The following is a 15802-nucleotide window of genomic DNA, read 5'->3' as shown; positions in this document are numbered from 1 at the left end:
TAAGGTAGCGCCGACGCGCACGGCGGCGCGTGGCGGGCGTTGCCCGGCCGGTCCCGGTGCCGCTCAGCCGAGCCGCTGGCTGATGACCTTCGAGACGCCGTCACCCTGCATGGAGACGCCGTAGAGCGTGTCCGCCACCTCCATGGTGCGCTTCTGGTGGGTGATCACGATCAGCTGGGAGCTGTCCTTGAGCTCCTCCATGATCCGGATCAGCCGCTGGAGGTTGGTGTCGTCGAGTGCGGCCTCGACCTCGTCCATCACGTAGAACGGGCTCGGCCGGGCCTTGAAGATGGACACCAGCAGCGCGACCGCGGTCAGGGAGCGCTCGCCGCCGGAGAGCAGTGACAGGCGCTTGACCTTCTTGCCCGGCGGCCGGGCCTCCACCTCGACGCCGGTGGTGAGCATGTTCGCCGGGTCGGTGAGCACCAGCCGCCCCTCGCCGCCGGGGAAGAGGCGGGAGAAGACGCCCTCGAACTCGCGGGCTGTGTCCTCGTACGCCGCGCTGAAGACCTGCTCGACCCGCTCGTCCACCTCCTTGACGACCTGGAGGAGGTCGGCGCGGGTCTTCTTCAGGTCGTCCAGCTGCTCGCTGAGGAACTGGTGACGCTCCTCCAGGGCGGCGAACTCCTCCAGGGCGAGGGGGTTGACCTTGCCGAGCTGCTTGTAGGCACGCTCGGCGGACTTCAGGCGCTTCTCCTGCTCGGCGCGGTCGAAGGGCCTGGGCCGGTTCCGCGGGTGGTCGGGGTCCTCGGGGAGCTGTTCGCCCTCGGCGGGCGGGGAGGGCGGCACCGGCTGGTCGGGGCCGTACTCGCGGGCCAGCACGTCGGACTCGACGCCGAGCTCGGTCAGGGCGCGCTCCTGGAGCTGCTCGATGCGCAGACGCTTCTCCGCGCCCAGCACCTCGCCGCGGTGCACGGAGTCGGTGAGCTTGTCGAGTTCGGCCTTGAGGTCGCGGCCCTGGTTGCGCTCGGCGGTCAGGAGGCGTTCGCGTTCGGCCTTGGCCCGCTCCGCCTCGGCGCGCTCCGCCTCGGCGCGCGCCAGGGACGCCTCGACGTGGGCCAGGAGCTGGCGGGCGCCGGAGGCGACGGCGGTGGCGACGGCGGCCTCGTGGCGGCGGCGGGCGCGGCGCTGGGCGGCGCGGGCGCGGGCCTCGCGCTCGGCGGCGGCGGCGCGGTCGAGGCCGTCGGCGCGGCCGGCCAGGCCCTTGAGGCGTTCCTCAAGGGTGCGGACCTGGAGGCGGGCCTCCATCTCGGTCTGCCGGGCGTTGGCGCCGTCGGCGGCGAGCCGGTCGCGCAGTGAGGTGTCCGGCTCCTCCTCGACCTCGGCGGCCTCCTCGGCGACGGCGAGGCGTTCGGCGAGCTCCTCGGCCCGCCCGAGGGTGCGGGCCAGCTCCTCCTCGGCGCGGGTCACGGCGGCCGCGGCGCGCTCGGCCTCGCCCGCGGCGGCGCGGGCCTGGCCCGCCAGGCGCCCGAGGTCCTGCGCGACCGTGGACCGGGCGCGCTCGGCGCGGGCCTGCCGCTGGGCGAGTTCCTCGGCGCGGGCCGCGCAGGCGCGGCGGCGTTCGCGGGCACGCTCCTGGGCCTCGGCCAGTTCCACGCAGCGGGCGGCCAGCTCGCGCAGCCCGGCGGCGGCCTCGGAGACCTGCGCCTGGACCTCCAGCTGGCTGGGGGCGCCGGCCGAGCCGCCGTGGACGAGGTGGCGGGAGAGCACGTCGCCCTCGGCGGTGACCACCGTCAGCGCGGGGTGGGCGGCGAGAAGCTCCTCGGCGTCCTCCAGGGAGCCCGTCACCACGACGCCGCGCAGCAGCCGGCGTACGGCGGGCATCAGCTCCGCCGGGCCGCGCACCAGGTCGGCGGCGCGGGGCACGCCGGGGGGCGTCCCGGGGCCGTCGGGCTCGGGCTCCGGCGGGGCGCCGCCGGGCAGCAGGGCGGCGCGGCCCGCGTCGTGCTTGCGCAGCAGCCGCAGCGCCTCGGCGGCGGTGGCCGGGCCGTCCACGGCGACGGCGTCGGCGGCCGAGCCGAGGGCGGCGGCGAGCGGCACCTCGAACCCGGGGGTGACGGAGAGCAGTTCGGCGGCCGGGCCGAGCAGCCCGGCCAGCCGGTCGCCCGCGCCGAGCAGGGCGCCGGTGCCGTCCTTGCGGCGGAGCTGGAGGGCGAGGGCGTCGTGGCGGGCGGCGATGGCGGCACGCTCCCGCTCGGCCGCCGTGACGGCCTCGCGGGCGGCGCGGGCGGCGGTCTCGGCCTCGGCGAGTTCCTCCCTGGCGGCGCTGAGCTCCTCGGCGAGCGCGGTGTCGTCCGCCTCCAGGCCGTCGACCTCGGCGCGGCGTTCGTCGTGCTCGCGCTGGGCGGCGGCGGCGCGCTCGCGGGCCTGGTCGCGGGCGTCGGCCAGACGGCCGATCTCCTCCTGGGCGGAGGCCGCGCGGCTGCGGGCGGCGCCGGCCTGGCCCTGGAGGCGGGCCAGTCCCTCGCGGCGGTCGGCGATGGCGCGGGTGGCGTCCCGCAGGCCCCGCTCCTCCTCGGCGAGCCGGCGTTCGAGTTCGGCCCGGTGGTCGACGGTGTCGTCCAGCGCGCGGGTCGCGGCCTCGTGAGCGGCCGTCAGCTCGGCCTCCTGCTCGCGGACGCGGGCGGCCTCGCGGGCCAGGTCGTCGGGGTCCCGGCCGCGCCGCTCCTCGGGCTCCTCGGCGGCGGCGCTGGTGGCCCTGGCCTCGGCGAGGCTGACCGTGCCCCGGACCCGCTCGGCGAGCTGGGAGAGCTGGTACCAGGTCTGCTGGGCGTCCCGCACCCGGGGGGTGAGGGCGCTCACCTGCTCCTCCAGCTCGGCCTCGCGGGCCAGCGCCTCGGCGAGCTGCGCCTCGGCGGCCTGCTTGCGTTCGCGGAGGGCGGTCTCGTCGGCGAGTTCGGCGGCGAGCGCCTCGCGCTGGGCGACGAGGTCGTCGGCGAGGAGGCGGAGGCGGGCGTCGCGGAGGTCGGCCTGGATGACGGCGGCGCGGCGGGCGACGGCGGCCTGGCGGCCCAGCGGCTTGAGCTGGCGGCGCAGCTCGTCGGTGAGGTCCTGGACCCGGGCGAGGTTGGCCTGCATGGCGTCGAGCTTGCGCAGCGCCTTCTCCTTGCGCTTGCGGTGCTTGAGAACGCCGGCGGCCTCCTCGATGAACGCGCGGCGGCCGGTGGGGTCGGCGTGGAGGACCGAGTCGAGCTGGCCCTGGCCGACGATGACGTGCATCTCGCGGCCGATGCCGGAGTCGGAGAGCAACTCCTGGATGTCGAGCAGGCGGCAGGTGTCGCCGTTGATCTGGTACTCGCTGCCGCCGTTGCGGAACATCGTCCGCGTGATGGTGACCTCGGTGTAGTCGATGGGCAGGGCGCGGTCGGAGTTGTCGATGGTGAGGGAGACCTCGGCGCGGCCGAGCGGCTGCCGGCCGGCGGGACCGGCGGTGCCGGCGAAGATGACGTCCTCCATCTTGCCGCCGCGCAGCGACTTGGCGCCCTGCTCGCCCATGACCCAGGAGAGGGCGTCGACGACGTTGGACTTGCCCGACCCGTTCGGGCCCACCACGCAGGTGATGCCGGGCTCGAAGCGCAGCGTCGTGGCAGACGCGAAGGACTTGAAGCCGCGCAGGGTCAGGGTCTTGAGGTGCACGCCGTGCGACTTTACCCGGCGTTGTTCACGGGTTAGTCGTTTCGACGCGGAGGATGAAGGGCACATCAGTCAGTAAGCCAGACCAGAAGCCGAGCAAAGCCGAGCGGAAACAGCCGATCAGCATCACTGGTGCGGTCGGGGTGCCTGACCTGCGGGGGCCGAACATGATGAAGGGACGCCGAAGCGTCCCTTGCAGTTGCTCCGCTGAAGCGTGAGCCCTTGTCTGCCTCTCCGTTGAGGTCAGGTGAGCGCGGGCTCAGCCTTGGGCACGTCGATGCCGTTGAGCACCGGGTCCCTGTGCCGAGCGGCGGCGGCCAGCGCGTCGTTCTCCGCCTGGACACGGAGAAGCTGGGTCTCCAGGTCCTGGACGCGCTGCTGAAGCCGTCGCATCTCGGCGAGGACTCGGGGGTCGGAGCCGCCGACGTGACCGAGAAGCGCCTTTGCCATGATGGATGGTCCTCCACACTGAGTGACCGACCGAAGCCGTTGGTGGGTCGTGAGGGATAACGCCCGCGACGGGTGCTCGGCGTGGTGATTTGGGGGCCACACAGCCGAGATGCGCGGGACTTTCAGCGTCTCACCAAAAAGTGGGACGGTCAACACGATCACACCGCGTATCGCCGGGGCCGACGCCGCCCGGGTGATCCGCGCAGGCGGCTTCGGCGTGTTCCCTCTGGGCCCGGTGGCGGTGCCGCTCGGGTGATCGTGGCGGCAGCCTTGCACGTCGGAGCGGGGTTGGCAAGCAGTTTCCGGCACTTTCCGGTGCCGGGGCGGGGGTTCGCTCAGCGGATGTCGAAGTCGGCGTAGCCGCCCCGGGGTGTGTCCCATATCTCGGTCACGCCCTCGACCCTTCCGGGCGTGTCGCCCGTCCGCAGCCAGTCAAGGAGCCGCGCACAGCGGTCTCGTGGGCCCTCGGCGACGACCTCGACCCGGCCGTCGCGGTGGTTGCGGGCGAAGCCGCGCAGCCCGCCGATGGCGAGCGCCTGGGCGCGGGTGTACCAGCGGAAGCCGACGCCCTGGACCTGGCCGCGGACCCAGGCGGTCAGGCGCGCGGCGTCCTGGCCGGGGCCATCTGCGGGGCCGTCGGCGGCGGGTGGTGTGGGTCGCTGCATGTGACGCACGCTATCCCGCCATTTCCGTTTCGAGGACTCCCCCACGCCTCCCCATGCCGTACAGTCACGCGGCAGAACATCACCCATTCGGGTGAGTTTTGGGTTGGTTTATTGACGAGCGAACGAGGACGGTGCCGCCGATGGGACGCCATCGCCGTTCCGGCCCCCACGCGGCGCCGGTCACCACGAACAGTCAAGTCCGAGGCGGAGGACGCCGGCACCGGGGCGCGCACCGGCGGTCCGCGCACAGGCGTACCGGCCTGCTCGGCGCCTCGGCCGCGCTGACGGTCGGCGCCGTGGCGGTGGGCACCGGGCTGCTGCCGAGCGTCGCCGAACGCCTGGTGCAGGACGACTCCACCGACGTGCGCTCGCAGAACCAGCGCCCCAGCACCTGGCCGTTCGACGGCGCCTCGCCCTCGCCGGCGCTGGAGACCGACGGGACGGCGGCCGAGGAGCTCGCCGACGGCGGCGGGGAGGAAGATCGGGAGACGGCGGCCGAGAGGAGCGAGCCCGCCGCTGAGACCTCGGCTGGAGGGCCAGCCGAGGAGGACCGGGAGACCTCGACGCCGTCGCGCGAGCCCAGTTCCTCGCCCGCCACCACCGCGCCCCCGCCCGAGCCGGCCAGCGAGTCGCCGGAGCCCGAACCCGAGCCGGAGCCGACCAGCCCGCCGGCCGGGGAGGACCCCACGCCGACCGCCGACCCGGAGACGGTCGCGGCCGACGAGGTGCTGGTCCTCGTCAACGAGGAGCGCGCCCAGGCGGGTTGCCAGCCGCTGGTGCGCGACGCCGCGCTGGCGCGGCTGGCCGCCGACCACAGCCGGGACATGGCCGAGCGCGGCTACTTCGACCACACCGACCCGGACGGGCGCGACCCCTGGGACCGGGCGGCCGCCGCCGGCATAGACAACCTGGGCGGCGAGAACATCGCCTGGGGCCAGCCCGACGCGCGGGCGGTGATGGACGCCTGGATGAACAGCGAGGGGCACCGGGCCAACATCCTCAACTGCGACTTCCGCACGATAGGCATCGGCGTGCACATAGCGGACGGCGGCCCCTGGTGGACCCAGGACTTCGGGTACTGAGACCGGCTGCTCCCAGGCGCGGCTGAGCGTCCGTCACACGGCGCGCGGCGGGCGCTGGCAGCGGGGACAGAAGTAGCTGGAGCGGTTGGTCCAGGCGCGGCGCCGGACGGGCGTGCCGCAGCGGCGGCAGGGCCTGCCCTCGCGGCCGTAGACGTTGAGGGAGCGGTCGAAGTATCCCGATTCGCCGTTGACGTTCACATACAGGCTGTCGAAGCTTGTGCCGCCCTGCGACAGCGCGGCGGCTAGCACCTCGCGCACGTGGGTGAGCAGCTCGTCGGTCCTGGCCCGGCTCAGGGTCGCGGTGGGCCGCTCGTAGTGCAGGCGCGCGCGCCACAGCGCCTCGTCGGCGTAGATGTTCCCGATGCCGCTGATGAGCGACTGGTCCAGCAGCGCCCGCTTGAGGGTGGTGGCGCGCCGGCGCAGCGCGGCGTGGAAGGCGCCGGGGTCGAACGCCGGGTCCAGTGGGTCGGGCGCGATGTGCGCGATGACCTCGGGCAGCCCCTCGGCCGTGACCGGGTGGACCGAGAGCCCGCCGAAGGTGCGCTGGTCGACGAAGCGCAGCTCGCCCCGGGCGGCGTCGGCGAAGCCGATGCGGACCCGCAGGTGCTTCTCGTCGGGCCGCTGCCCCGGCTGGACGAGGAGCTGGCCGCTCATGCCGAGGTGCGCGAGCAGGGCATACTCCGCGGGACCAGCCGGGCCCTCGCCGTCGCCGTCGCCCGGGTCGCCGAGCGGGAGCCACAGGTACTTGCCGCGGCGGCGCGCCACGGCGACGCGCCGGCCCGACAGCCGGGCGGCGAAGTCCTCCGCTCCGGCCAGGTGACGGCGCACGGCACGCGGGTGCAGCACCTGGGCGGCGGCGATCGTACGCCCGCTGATCCAGCGTTCCAGGCCGCGGCGGACGACCTCCACCTCCGGCAGCTCAGGCAACGCCCGCCCCGCCGTCGTGCTGACCGTCCCGCTCGCCGTCGAGGCTGGCGCGGATCGCGCGCCAGGCGGTCTCGGCGGCCTGCTGCTCCGCCTCCTTCTTGCTGCGGCCTGTGCCGGTGCCGTAGGTCTCGCCACTGACACGGGCGGCAGCAGTGAAGGTCTTCTCGTGGTCGGGTCCGGTCTCGGTGATCATGTACTCGGGCACGCCGAGGCCCTCGGCGGCGGTCAGCTCCTGGAGGCTGGTCTTCCAGTCCAGGCCCGCGCCGAGGTTCGAGGAGCGCTCGATGACCGGATCGAAGAGCCGGTGCACCATCTCGTCCGCGGCGGCCAGTCCCCGGTCCAGATAGACCGCGCCGATCACCGCCTCCAGGGTGTCGGCGAGGATCGACGCCTTGTCCCGGCCCCCGGTGCCCTCCTCGCCCCGGCCCAGCCGGACGAACGAGCCGAGCCCGAGGCCCCGGGCCACCTCGGCCAGCGCGCGGGCGTTGACCACGGCGGCACGCAGCTTGGCGAGCTGACCCTCGGCGAGGTCGGGGTGTTTGCGATAGAGCGTGTCGGTGACGACCAGGCCGAGGACGGAGTCGCCGAGGAACTCCAGCCGCTCGTTGGTGGGCAGACCGCCGTTCTCGTAGGCGTAGCTGCGGTGCGTCAGCGCACGCACCAGAAGGGCGGTCTCGAGCTCGTAGCCGAGCCGCCCTTCCAGAACCGCAAGGGACGAGGCTGTGTCCGCCGACGCCTGGGGCTGCGACCTCCTGGCGTGTGACATGGAGCCTGTCACCCGCCGATCAGACCTCGAGGACCTGGCGACGCCTGTACGTGCCGCAGTTGGCGCAGGCGGTGTGCTGCAGCCTGGGCTCCTGGCAGCGCTCGCAGCGCACGAGGTGCGGGACAGCGGCCTTCCACTGCGACCTGCGGTGGCGGGTGTTGCTGCGCGACATCTTCCGCTTCGGGACAGCCACGGCTACCTCTCCTGTGAATCGTCCCCGCTGGCGCGGGGGGGCCTGTTGTGCTCGTCGTGCTCGTCGTGCTGGTCTCGGGGCTCGCGCTCGCGCATGTCCGAAGCCAGCTCTCGCAGCGCCGCCCAGCGGACGTCGACCGCGTCGTCGTGGTGATGGCCGGGGTCGCCGGCCAGCGGGGTCCCGCAGTCGGGGCACAGGCCCGGACAGTCCTCGCGGCAGACCGGACGCATCGGCAGCGACAGGACGATCGCGTCCCGCAGCAGGGGCTCCAGGTCGAACAGGTCGCCCTGCAGGAGGAACTCCTCCTCCTCGGCCTCGGCCTCCCCGGCGGTGTCCTGGGTGCCGCCGTAGGCGTCCGCGTCAGGGTAGGCGAACATCTCCTGGAACTCCGCCTCGGCCTCGTCGGCCAGCGGCTCCAGGCAGCGGACGCACTCCCCCGCCAGCGGGGCCCGGGCGGTGCCGGTGACCAGCACTCCCTCGATCACCGACTCCATGCGCAGCTCCACCTCCAGCTTGGCGCCGGAGGGCACCCCGATAACCTCGTTGCCGAGGCCGGAGGGGGCCAGCACGGTGCGTGACGCCCGCTTGAGCGCACCCGGCCGCCGCCCCAGCTCGCGCGTGTCGAACACGAGCGGGGCTCGGTGGTCAAGGGGGGCGTTCAGGGCTTTCCGCTTTCTCGACGATGGCCTTCGGTGGCCTGCGTGGGACCAGGACCCGCGCAGGACGGCCCCTCGGAGAGGGGCCGGGCGGGCAGCCGCGACCCATCACCGTGCCGCGACCGAAGTGTCAGCATACTTCACGGGCCGCTGGCGGCCCAATCGTGCCGGTGGTCGCTCGGTGGTGCTCGGTGGTGCTCAGCTGTGGCCCTGCTCGTAGCGGCGCAGCTGCTCGGCGTCGAGCATCCCGGTGTCGAACAGGCTCGTCTCGTCCAGCGTGCCGGCGGCCTGGTACCCGGCCTGCGGCTGCTGGTCGTAGCCGTACGCCGCCGGGTCGGGCTGGGCGGGCTGCTGGCCGTAGGGGTCCTGCTGCTGGGCGGCCTGGGCCTGCTGGGCGGCGTACGGGTCCTGGGCGTAGCCGCCCGGGTCGTAGGCGTACCCCTGCTGCTGGTACTCCTCCTGGCCGTAGCCGCCGTCGACGGCCTGCGGGGCGGCGGCCGCGTAGGCATCCTGCTGCGGGTACGCCGTCGCCGCCGCCGCGGCCGCCGCGGCGGGCTGCGGCACGCCGAGGTACTCGTAGGTGTCCTGCTCGGCGCCGGACTCGTAGTACGCCCCGGAGCCGCCGCGCTCCTCCTGGCCGGGGAACTGCTCGCCCAGCTCGTCGGCGGGGCGGTGGCCGGTGAGCTTCTGCCGCCCGCGTCCGACGGCCTCCAGGGTCTTGCGCAGCACCGCCTCGATGGCGGCGAACTGGGCCTCCACGTAGGCGTCGGCGCGCTCCAGCAGCTCCTGCGGGTCGCCCCGGCCGGGGCCGAGGAGCTTCTCCCGGCCGCGGTCGACCGAGCCGATCGTCTTGCCGAGGACGACCTCGAAGTTCGCCAGCTTGCTGTCGACGTAGTCGTCGGCCTCCGCCTTGACCTCGGCGGCCTCGCGGCGGGCCTCGGCCAGGATGCGGGACGCCTCGGCCTGCGCCTGCTGGGCGACGGCGGTGTTCTCGACGAGGGTGCCGCGCTCGGCGTGGGCGGCCTCGACGATGCGCCGGGCCTCGGCCTGGGCCTCGGCGACGACCTGCTCGCGGTCGCCGAGCACCACCTGGGCCTGGGCGAGGGAGCCCGGCAGCGCCTGGCGGACCTCTTCGAGGCGAGTGAGCAGGTCGGTGCGGTTGATCACGCAGGATGCCGACATGGGCATGCCCTTGGCGCCCTGGACCGCGGCCACGATCTCGTCGAGCTTCTGCTGTACGTCCACGGAATGTGCTTCCACGAGAAGCGACTGTACGGCCATCCGCGCCCGGGCGGGTCCCCGGCGCGGGGCGCGTTCCGGTCAGTTCCCGGAGTCCCCAGGCCCCTCCTGCGGCCGCAGCTTGCCGGCGAGGGCGCGCAGCACGGGCTCGGGGACGAGGTGGGAGATGTCCCCTCCCCAGGCGGCGACCTCCCTGACCAGGCTGGACGACAGGAAGCTGTAGACGGGGTTGGTGGGGATGAAGAGCGTCTCGACGCCGCTGAGGCCGTTGTTCATCTGGGCCATCTGCAGCTCGTAGTCGAAGTCGCTGACGGCGCGCAGGCCCTTGACGATGGCCGGGATGTCGCGCTGCTTGCAGTAGTCGACCAGCAGGCCGTGGAAGGACTCGACCGTGACGTTGCCGTACTCGCTGGTGCACTCCTCGATGAGCGCGATGCGCTCCTCGATGGTGAACAGGCCCTGCTTGGACGTGTTGACCATCACGGCGACGTGGACCGCGTCGTAGAGCTTCGAGGCGCGGGCCACGATGTCGAGGTGGCCATTGGTGATGGGATCGAACGATCCCGGGCAGACTGCGCGGCGCAACGGTTTCTCCTCGGTCTTCCGGTCAGTCGTCCGGTCGGTCTTCGGGTCTGTCGTGTGGTCTGTGTGCGCGGTCCGGCCGGTCGCCATCAGGCCGCCCGGCCGTGCCAGAGCGTTCCCTCGCCGTAACGGCGCTCCCGCAGCGCCGCGAAGCCGTCCGGCCAGCGGAACGCGCCGCCCCGGGTGCTCCGCTCCACGGTCACCAGCGCCTCGGCCGCCAGCCAGCCCCCGGCGCGGAGCGTGAGCAGCAGCGTGCCGAGGGCCTCGTCGCCCACCTCGTAGGGCGGGTCGAGGAAGACCAGGTCGTAGGGCTCCAGCGGCGGCGGGGTGGCGGCGAGCTGCTCGGCGCGCGCGGTGCGCAGCTCGGCCCCCGGCAGGCCGAGGGCTCGGATGTTCTCCCGGATGGTGCGGGCGGCCCGGGCGTTGGACTCGGCGAGCAGGGCGTGCGCGGCTCCCCGGGAGAGCGCCTCGAGGCCGACGGCGCCCGAGCCGCTGTACAGGTCGAGGACCCTGGCACCGGCCAGGGGCCCGCGCAGCGCCGCCCAGGTGGAGAAGAGCCCCTCCCGCGCCCGGTCGGATGTCGGGCGGGTGCCGCTGCCGGGCGGCACGGCCAGCCGCCGCCCGCCGGCCGTGCCGGCGATCACGCGCGTCATGAGGGTCCTCGCAGCGCCTTCGGGTCAGCCGTCGGTAACCACGCTATACGGTTCGAAGGCGGCGCGGCCGGGTGGGGCCCCAGGTTGTCGGGACACGGTCATACGCCGGGTCCGACGCCCCGATCACGCGCCCGGAACGCGCCGCTTCCAGGCGCCGTCAGGCGCCGAGGGCGCGGGCGTGGCGGCGCGCGGCGCTGGCGGCGGACTCCTCGTCGGCGTAGACCTCGCAGACGAGCCGGCTGTCGGGCGTGAGGTCGTGCTCCAGCTCGTACAGGCACAGCTCGCGGTCGTCCTCCAGGAGGAAGGCGTGCTCGTAGATCGCGCACCAGCCACCGCTGCCGAGCGGCCCGGCCGGCTCCGGCAGGCGCTCGATGTCGTACGCCCGCGCGCGGGACAGCCGCCGCAGCACCTCCCGGCCCGGCCGGTCGGCGTTGACCGCCCGGCGCAGCAGGCGCCGCGCGTGCTCCCAGGCGTCAAGACCGGGATACTCCGGCCTGCCCGGCCACCGGCCGCCGCCCGCGGCGCACCACTCCGCCGCCGCGCGCGCCACCGGCCTGCCGCCGCGCGGCGCGGACTCCAGCGCGAACAGCGCCTCCAGCTCCTCCACCGAGGGATCGTGCCCCTCGGGCCACGAGCCCGGCTGATCACTCATCGCGGCATCCTCCCGGTGCGAGGCCCCTCGGCCTCTCCCCCTGCCATCGAGGGCCGGCAGACTCCCCCGGCCCCGCGCCATACCGTAGCCCTGCCAAGGGAGTTAGGGGAGCCGCGCGACACCCGTTAAGAGCTTGAAGGCACGTGCACGGGCACCTGCACGTGCGCGGGCCGCGGCCCGGGGGCTCAGCCCTTGTCGAGGAACTCCTCGCGCTCGGCGTCGAGCAGGGCGTCGAGCGCGGTGCGCAGCCCCGGGTTCGCGGTCAGCTCCGGATCGCGGGCGACCAGCGCCGCGGCCTCCGCGCGGGCCGCCTCGATGATCTCCTCGTCGGCGATGACGGCCAGCATCCGCAGGCTGCTGCGCCCGCCCGACTGCGCCTGGCCCAGCACGTCGCCCTCGCGGCGCTGCTCCAGGTCGATGCGGGAGAGCGCGAAGCCGTCCAGCGTCTCCGCGACCGCCGCCAGCCGGGCGCGCGCCGCGCTGGCCTCGGGCGCCTCGGTGACGAGCAGGCACAGCCCGGGCGCCGAGCCCCGCCCGACCCGGCCGCGCAGCTGGTGGAGCTGGGAGACGCCGAACCGGTCGGCGTCCATGATCACCATCACGGTGGCGTTCGGCACGTTGACCCCCACCTCGATGACGGTGGTGGCGACGAGCACGTCCAGCTCCCCGACGGCGAAGGCGCGCATCTCCTCGTCCTTGGCCTCGGGCGCCATCCGGCCGTGCAGCACGCCGACCCGCAGCCCGTCGAGCGGCCCCTCGGCCAGCTCGGCGGCGACGTCCGTGACCGCCAGCGGCGGCCGCTCGGCGCCCTCCGTGCCGCCGCTCTCCTTCGCGTTGTCGCCCTCGTCGCCGATGCGCGGGCAGACCACGTACGCCTGGTGTCCGGCCTCGACCTCCTCGCGGACCCGCTGCCAGGCCCGCGTCAGGTAGTGCGGCTTGTCGGCGGCGGGCACCAGGTGGCTGGCGATCGGCGAGCGCCCGGCGGGCAGCTCGTCCAGCACGGAGGTCTCCAGGTCGCCGAAGACGGTCATGGCGACCGTGCGCGGGATCGGGGTCGCCGTCATCACCAGCAGGTGCGGCGGGCGCTCGCCCTTGGCGCGCAGGGCGTCCCGCTGCTCGACGCCGAAGCGGTGCTGCTCGTCGACGACGACGAGCCCCAGGTCGTGGAAGCGGACGGTCTCCTCGATGAGCGCGTGCGTGCCGACGACGATCCCGGCCTCGCCCGTGGCCGCCTCCAGCAGCGCGCGGCGGCGGGCCTGGGCGCCCATCGAGCCGGTCAGCAGCACCACCCTGGTGCCGCGCTCGGAGCCGCCGAGCAGGCCGCCCTCGGCGAGGTCGCCCATCATCTCGGTGATGGAGCGGTGGTGCTGCTGGGCGAGCACCTCGGTGGGCGCCAGCAGGGCCGACTGGCCGCCGGAGTCGGCGACGGCCAGCATCGCGCGCAGCGCCACCAGCGTCTTGCCGCTGCCGACCTCGCCCTGCAGCAGCCGGTGCATGGGGTGCTCGGCGGCCAGGTCGCCGAGGATCTCGTGGCTGACGCGGCGCTGGCCCTCGGTGAGCTCGAAGGGCAGCCGGGCGTCGAAGGCGTGGAGCAGGCCGTCGGGGGCGGGGAGACGGGGGGCGGCGGGCAGCTGCGCGGCGGCGCGGCGCCGCCTCGCCAGGGCGACCTGGAGGACGAACGCCTCGTCCCACTTCAGCCGGGCCCGGGCGGCGGCGATGTCGCCCTTCGCGCGCGGCCGGTGGATCTTGTGGAACGCCTCGGGCAGCGGGATCAGCCCGCGCTCGGCGCGCAGCCGCCCGGGCAGCGGGTCGGTCAGGCCCTCCCACTCGGCGGCCTCCATCGAGGCCAGCACCACGTCGACGGCCTTGGCGATGCGCCAGGACTCCAGCTGCCGGCAGGCCGGGTACAGCGGCAGCGGGCGTCCGGCGAACTCCTCGACCGCCTCCGCGTCGGCGGCGCCACCGTCACCGCCGTCACGGCCGTCGGCGCTGCCGCCGCCGAGGAGCTGGTACGCCGGGTGGGCGAGCTGGAGCTGGCGGCGGAAGACGGAGACCTTGCCCGCGAACATGCCGCGCCGGCCGGGCACCAGCTCCCTCTTGTGGTGGTGGGCGGGGCGGCCGAAGAAGACCAGCCGCAGCCTGCCGCTGCCGTCGGTGAGGGTGACCTCCAGGCGCTGGCCCCGGCCCCGGTTGAAGCTGATCAGGCGGGCGTCGGCGACCTCGGCGACGACGGTGACGTGCTCGTCGAGCGGCAGGTCGGCCAGCCGGGTCAGCTCGCCCCGCTCGGCGTACCGCCGCGGGTAGTGGTGCAGCAGGTCGCCGACGGTGCGCAGGCCGAGGTGCTCGCCCATGACCCTCGCGGTGGTGCCGCCGACGACCTTGCCGAGCGGGGTGTCCATCAGCTGGGTCCGGGTGGGCCGGGGTGCGGGCTGGTGCGGGGCGGTCACGCTGTCTATTGCACACCACGGGTCCGACAGCCGGCCGCAGCCGGGCCGCAGGCACACGGCACGCGGCCCGCACGCCCGTACCGCCCGCGGTGCTACTCGACGCCGATGAGCAGCGGCGTGCCCTGCCGCCCCTCGCAGACCACGATGTCCACGCCCAGGTGGCCCCGGCGCACGCGGTCCAGCAGCCCGTCGGCGAGCCCGGCCGGGGCGTCCGCGCCGAGCACGAGGGTGACGAGCTCGCCGCCGGCCGACAGCATCCGCTCCAGCACCTCGCCCGCGACCCGCGCCAGGTCGTCGCCGATGACGGCCACATCGCCCTCGACCAGCCCCAGCACGTCCCCGGCCTGGCAGATGCCCGCCATCGTCCACGACTCCCGGTCGGCGACGGCGACCTCGCCGAAGCGGGTGGTCCCGGCGGCCGAGGTCATGGCGACGACGTCCTCGTCGAAGCGGCGTTCCGGCACGTGCACGGCGAGGGCGGCGATGCCCTGCACCGGGGAGCGGGTGGGGATGACCGCGACCCGCGCGCCCTCGGCGCGGGCCTGCTCGGCGGCGGCGCCGGCCGCGTGCCACAGCGCCTCGTCGTTGGGCAGCACGATGACCTCGCGGGCGTGGGCGCTCTGGATCGCCGCGGTCAGCTCGCCGCTGCCCGGCGGCTCCCCGGGGCGCGTGATCAGCACGTGGGCGCCCGCCTCCTCGCACAGGCCCGCCAGGCCGTCGCCCGGCACGACCGCGACGACGGCGCGGGCGGCGGGCTCGGGGCGCCGCTCGGGGTGGGGGGCGGTGGCGGCGAGCCAGGTGATGCGGATGCGGTGCGGCCGTCCGGCCTCCACGCCCGCCTCGACGGCCGCGCCGGGCTCGGCGGTGTGCACGTGGACGTGCCACAGGCCGTCGCCGCCGACGACCACGAGGGAGTCGCCGAGCGCGTCGAGGCGGCGGCGCAGCGCGGGCACGGCGTCGTCGGGCGCGTCGAGCAGGTAGATGACCTCGTATCCGGCGTGACCGTCGGCGGTGTGCTCCGCCGCGGCCGGGGCCTGGGCCTGGGCCTGGGGGCGGACGGCTGGGGCGGGGCGTACCGCCGGCTGGCCCAGGCCGTGGTGGGGGGCGGCCTGCGGGGAACGCCCGGAGAGCGCGGCGTCCAGGGCCTCCAGCACCGTGAGGAGCCCGCTGCCGCCGGCGTCGACCACCCCCGCCTCGGCGAGCACCGCGAGCTGGTCCGGGGTCGCCGCCAGCGCCTTCCGCGCCCCGGCGCAGGCCGCCGCCGCCACCTCGGCGGTGCCCGCCCGCGCCGCCACGGCGCCGGCCTCGTCGGCCGCCGCCCGCGCCACGGTCAGCATGGTGCCCTCGACCGGGTGCGCCACCGCCGCGTACGCCGCGCCCGCCGCCCGTCGCAGCGCGGCGCGCAGCGCCTCCGCCGGGGCGGGCTCCGGGTGGGCGGCGAGTTCCTCGGCCATGGCGCGCAGCAGCTGGGCGAGGATCGTGCCGGAGTTGCCGCGGGCGCCGATCAGCGCGCCGTGGGCCATGGCGCGGACCGCGTCGGCCAGTGTGGGGGCCGCGGCCTCGGCCGCCGCGACGGCCTGGTCGGCCGACTCCACGGTCAGGTAGAGGTTGGTGCCGGTGTCGCCGTCCGGGACGGGGTAGACGTTGATGGCGTCGATGTCCTCGCGGGCGCGGCCCAGCGCGTCCAGCGCGATCCGGCACCAACGCCGTACCGCCACGGCGTCGAGCGGCTGCGGCACGTGAAAGACCTCCTCGGCGTCGGGCGGCGGGCCCCGGTGCACCCTAGGCGATTTCACCAGCCCGGAAGGCCCGCGGTATGCTGCCCCGGTTGCTTGGTTCTTTTTCTGTCTTTGGAGT

Annotated in this window: 14 protein-coding genes; 1 reads left to right on the top strand and 13 read right to left on the bottom strand. The window is 75.0% G+C overall.

The window, feature by feature from the left end; all coding sequences use genetic code 11:
* Positions 1-63: 63 nt before the first annotated feature.
* The 3 genes from smc to ACTWQH_RS12870 form a co-directional block, all read right to left on the bottom strand.
* Positions 64-3636 (bottom strand): chromosome segregation protein SMC, encoded by a 3573-nt coding sequence (gene smc / locus ACTWQH_RS12880; RefSeq protein ID WP_443286603.1) that lies wholly within the window; start codon positions 3634-3636, stop codon positions 64-66.
* A gap of 240 nt (positions 3637-3876) precedes the next feature.
* A complete protein-coding gene (locus ACTWQH_RS12875; protein WP_443286602.1) occupies positions 3877-4083 on the bottom strand; it encodes a hypothetical protein in 207 nt (68 codons plus the stop codon).
* A 335-nt stretch (positions 4084-4418) separates the two neighbouring features.
* Positions 4419-4748 (bottom strand): acylphosphatase, encoded by a 330-nt coding sequence (locus ACTWQH_RS12870; protein WP_443286601.1) that lies wholly within the window; start codon positions 4746-4748, stop codon positions 4419-4421.
* 296 nt (positions 4749-5044) lie between these two features.
* On the opposite strand from ACTWQH_RS12870, the gene ACTWQH_RS12865 reads away from it, so the two are divergent.
* Positions 5045-5830 (top strand): CAP domain-containing protein, encoded by a 786-nt coding sequence (locus ACTWQH_RS12865; RefSeq protein WP_443286600.1) that lies wholly within the window; start codon positions 5045-5047, stop codon positions 5828-5830.
* A gap of 33 nt (positions 5831-5863) precedes the next feature.
* Here the strand turns inward: ACTWQH_RS12865 and mutM are convergent, their stop codons facing one another.
* The 10 genes from mutM to ACTWQH_RS12815 all read right to left on the bottom strand — a co-directional run bounded on the left by mutM (position 5864) and on the right by ACTWQH_RS12815 (position 15684).
* Positions 5864-6757, bottom strand: a complete 894-nt coding sequence (mutM, locus tag ACTWQH_RS12860) for a bifunctional DNA-formamidopyrimidine glycosylase/DNA-(apurinic or apyrimidinic site) lyase (RefSeq protein ID WP_443286599.1) — start codon at positions 6755-6757, stop codon at positions 5864-5866.
* Positions 6750-7523 carry a ribonuclease III gene (rnc, locus tag ACTWQH_RS12855; RefSeq protein ID WP_443286598.1) on the bottom strand — a complete coding sequence of 258 codons (774 nt, stop codon included), beginning with the start codon at positions 7521-7523 and terminating at the stop codon, positions 6750-6752. The genes mutM and rnc overlap by 8 nt, the downstream gene beginning before the upstream one ends.
* A 19-nt stretch (positions 7524-7542) precedes the next feature.
* Positions 7543-7716, bottom strand: coding sequence for a 50S ribosomal protein L32 (gene rpmF / locus ACTWQH_RS12850; protein WP_443286597.1), 174 nt, complete (start codon positions 7714-7716; stop codon positions 7543-7545).
* Between the two features lie 2 nt (positions 7717-7718).
* Positions 7719-8345 carry a YceD family protein gene (locus tag ACTWQH_RS12845; protein WP_443286596.1) on the bottom strand — a complete coding sequence of 209 codons (627 nt, stop codon included), beginning with the start codon at positions 8343-8345 and terminating at the stop codon, positions 7719-7721.
* A gap of 225 nt (positions 8346-8570) precedes the next feature.
* Complete coding sequence (locus ACTWQH_RS12840) at positions 8571-9617, bottom strand: cell division initiation protein (RefSeq protein WP_443286660.1); 1047 nt, start codon at positions 9615-9617, stop codon at positions 8571-8573.
* Between the two features lie 75 nt (positions 9618-9692).
* The gene (gene coaD / locus ACTWQH_RS12835) at positions 9693-10196 is read right to left on the bottom strand and encodes a pantetheine-phosphate adenylyltransferase (RefSeq protein ID WP_443286595.1); all 504 of its coding nucleotides are present in this window, start codon (positions 10194-10196) and stop codon (positions 9693-9695) included.
* A gap of 86 nt (positions 10197-10282) precedes the next feature.
* Positions 10283-10846 (bottom strand): 16S rRNA (guanine(966)-N(2))-methyltransferase RsmD, encoded by a 564-nt coding sequence (rsmD, locus tag ACTWQH_RS12830; RefSeq protein ID WP_443286594.1) that lies wholly within the window; start codon positions 10844-10846, stop codon positions 10283-10285.
* A gap of 157 nt (positions 10847-11003) precedes the next feature.
* Positions 11004-11498, bottom strand: a complete 495-nt coding sequence (locus ACTWQH_RS12825; protein ID WP_443286593.1) for a DUF6227 family protein — start codon at positions 11496-11498, stop codon at positions 11004-11006.
* Between the two features lie 185 nt (positions 11499-11683).
* Entirely contained in the window at positions 11684-13897 is a 2214-nt protein-coding gene (gene recG / locus ACTWQH_RS12820) for an ATP-dependent DNA helicase RecG (protein ID WP_443286659.1), read from the bottom strand.
* Positions 13898-14037: 140 nt separating this feature from the next.
* Positions 14038-15684 carry a DAK2 domain-containing protein gene (locus ACTWQH_RS12815; protein WP_443286592.1) on the bottom strand — a complete coding sequence of 549 codons (1647 nt, stop codon included), beginning with the start codon at positions 15682-15684 and terminating at the stop codon, positions 14038-14040.
* Positions 15685-15802: the final 118 nt, after the last annotated feature.

The sequence above is a fragment of the Streptomyces sp. 6N223 genome (genome assembly GCF_052246635.1).
Taxonomy (GTDB): domain Bacteria; phylum Actinomycetota; class Actinomycetes; order Streptomycetales; family Streptomycetaceae; genus Streptomyces.
Note: the sequence above shows the minus strand (reverse complement) of the source record. Positions and strands in the feature narration are given on the sequence as shown.

Excerpts from the sequence above, each read along its gene's own strand:
- ACTWQH_RS12875 (WP_443286602.1), bottom strand. The coding sequence starts at position 4,083 with ATGGCAAAGGCGCTTCTCGGTCACGTCGGCGGCTCCGACCCCCGAGTC.
- ACTWQH_RS12870 (WP_443286601.1), bottom strand. The coding sequence starts at position 4,748 with ATGCAGCGACCCACACCACCCGCCGCCGACGGCCCCGCAGATGGCCCC.
- rnc (WP_443286598.1), bottom strand. The coding sequence starts at position 7,523 with ATGTCACACGCCAGGAGGTCGCAGCCCCAGGCGTCGGCGGACACAGCC.
- rsmD (WP_443286594.1), bottom strand. The coding sequence starts at position 10,846 with ATGACGCGCGTGATCGCCGGCACGGCCGGCGGGCGGCGGCTGGCCGTG.
- ACTWQH_RS12825 (WP_443286593.1), bottom strand. The coding sequence starts at position 11,498 with ATGAGTGATCAGCCGGGCTCGTGGCCCGAGGGGCACGATCCCTCGGTG.
- recG (WP_443286659.1), bottom strand. The coding sequence starts at position 13,897 with ATGGACACCCCGCTCGGCAAGGTCGTCGGCGGCACCACCGCGAGGGTC.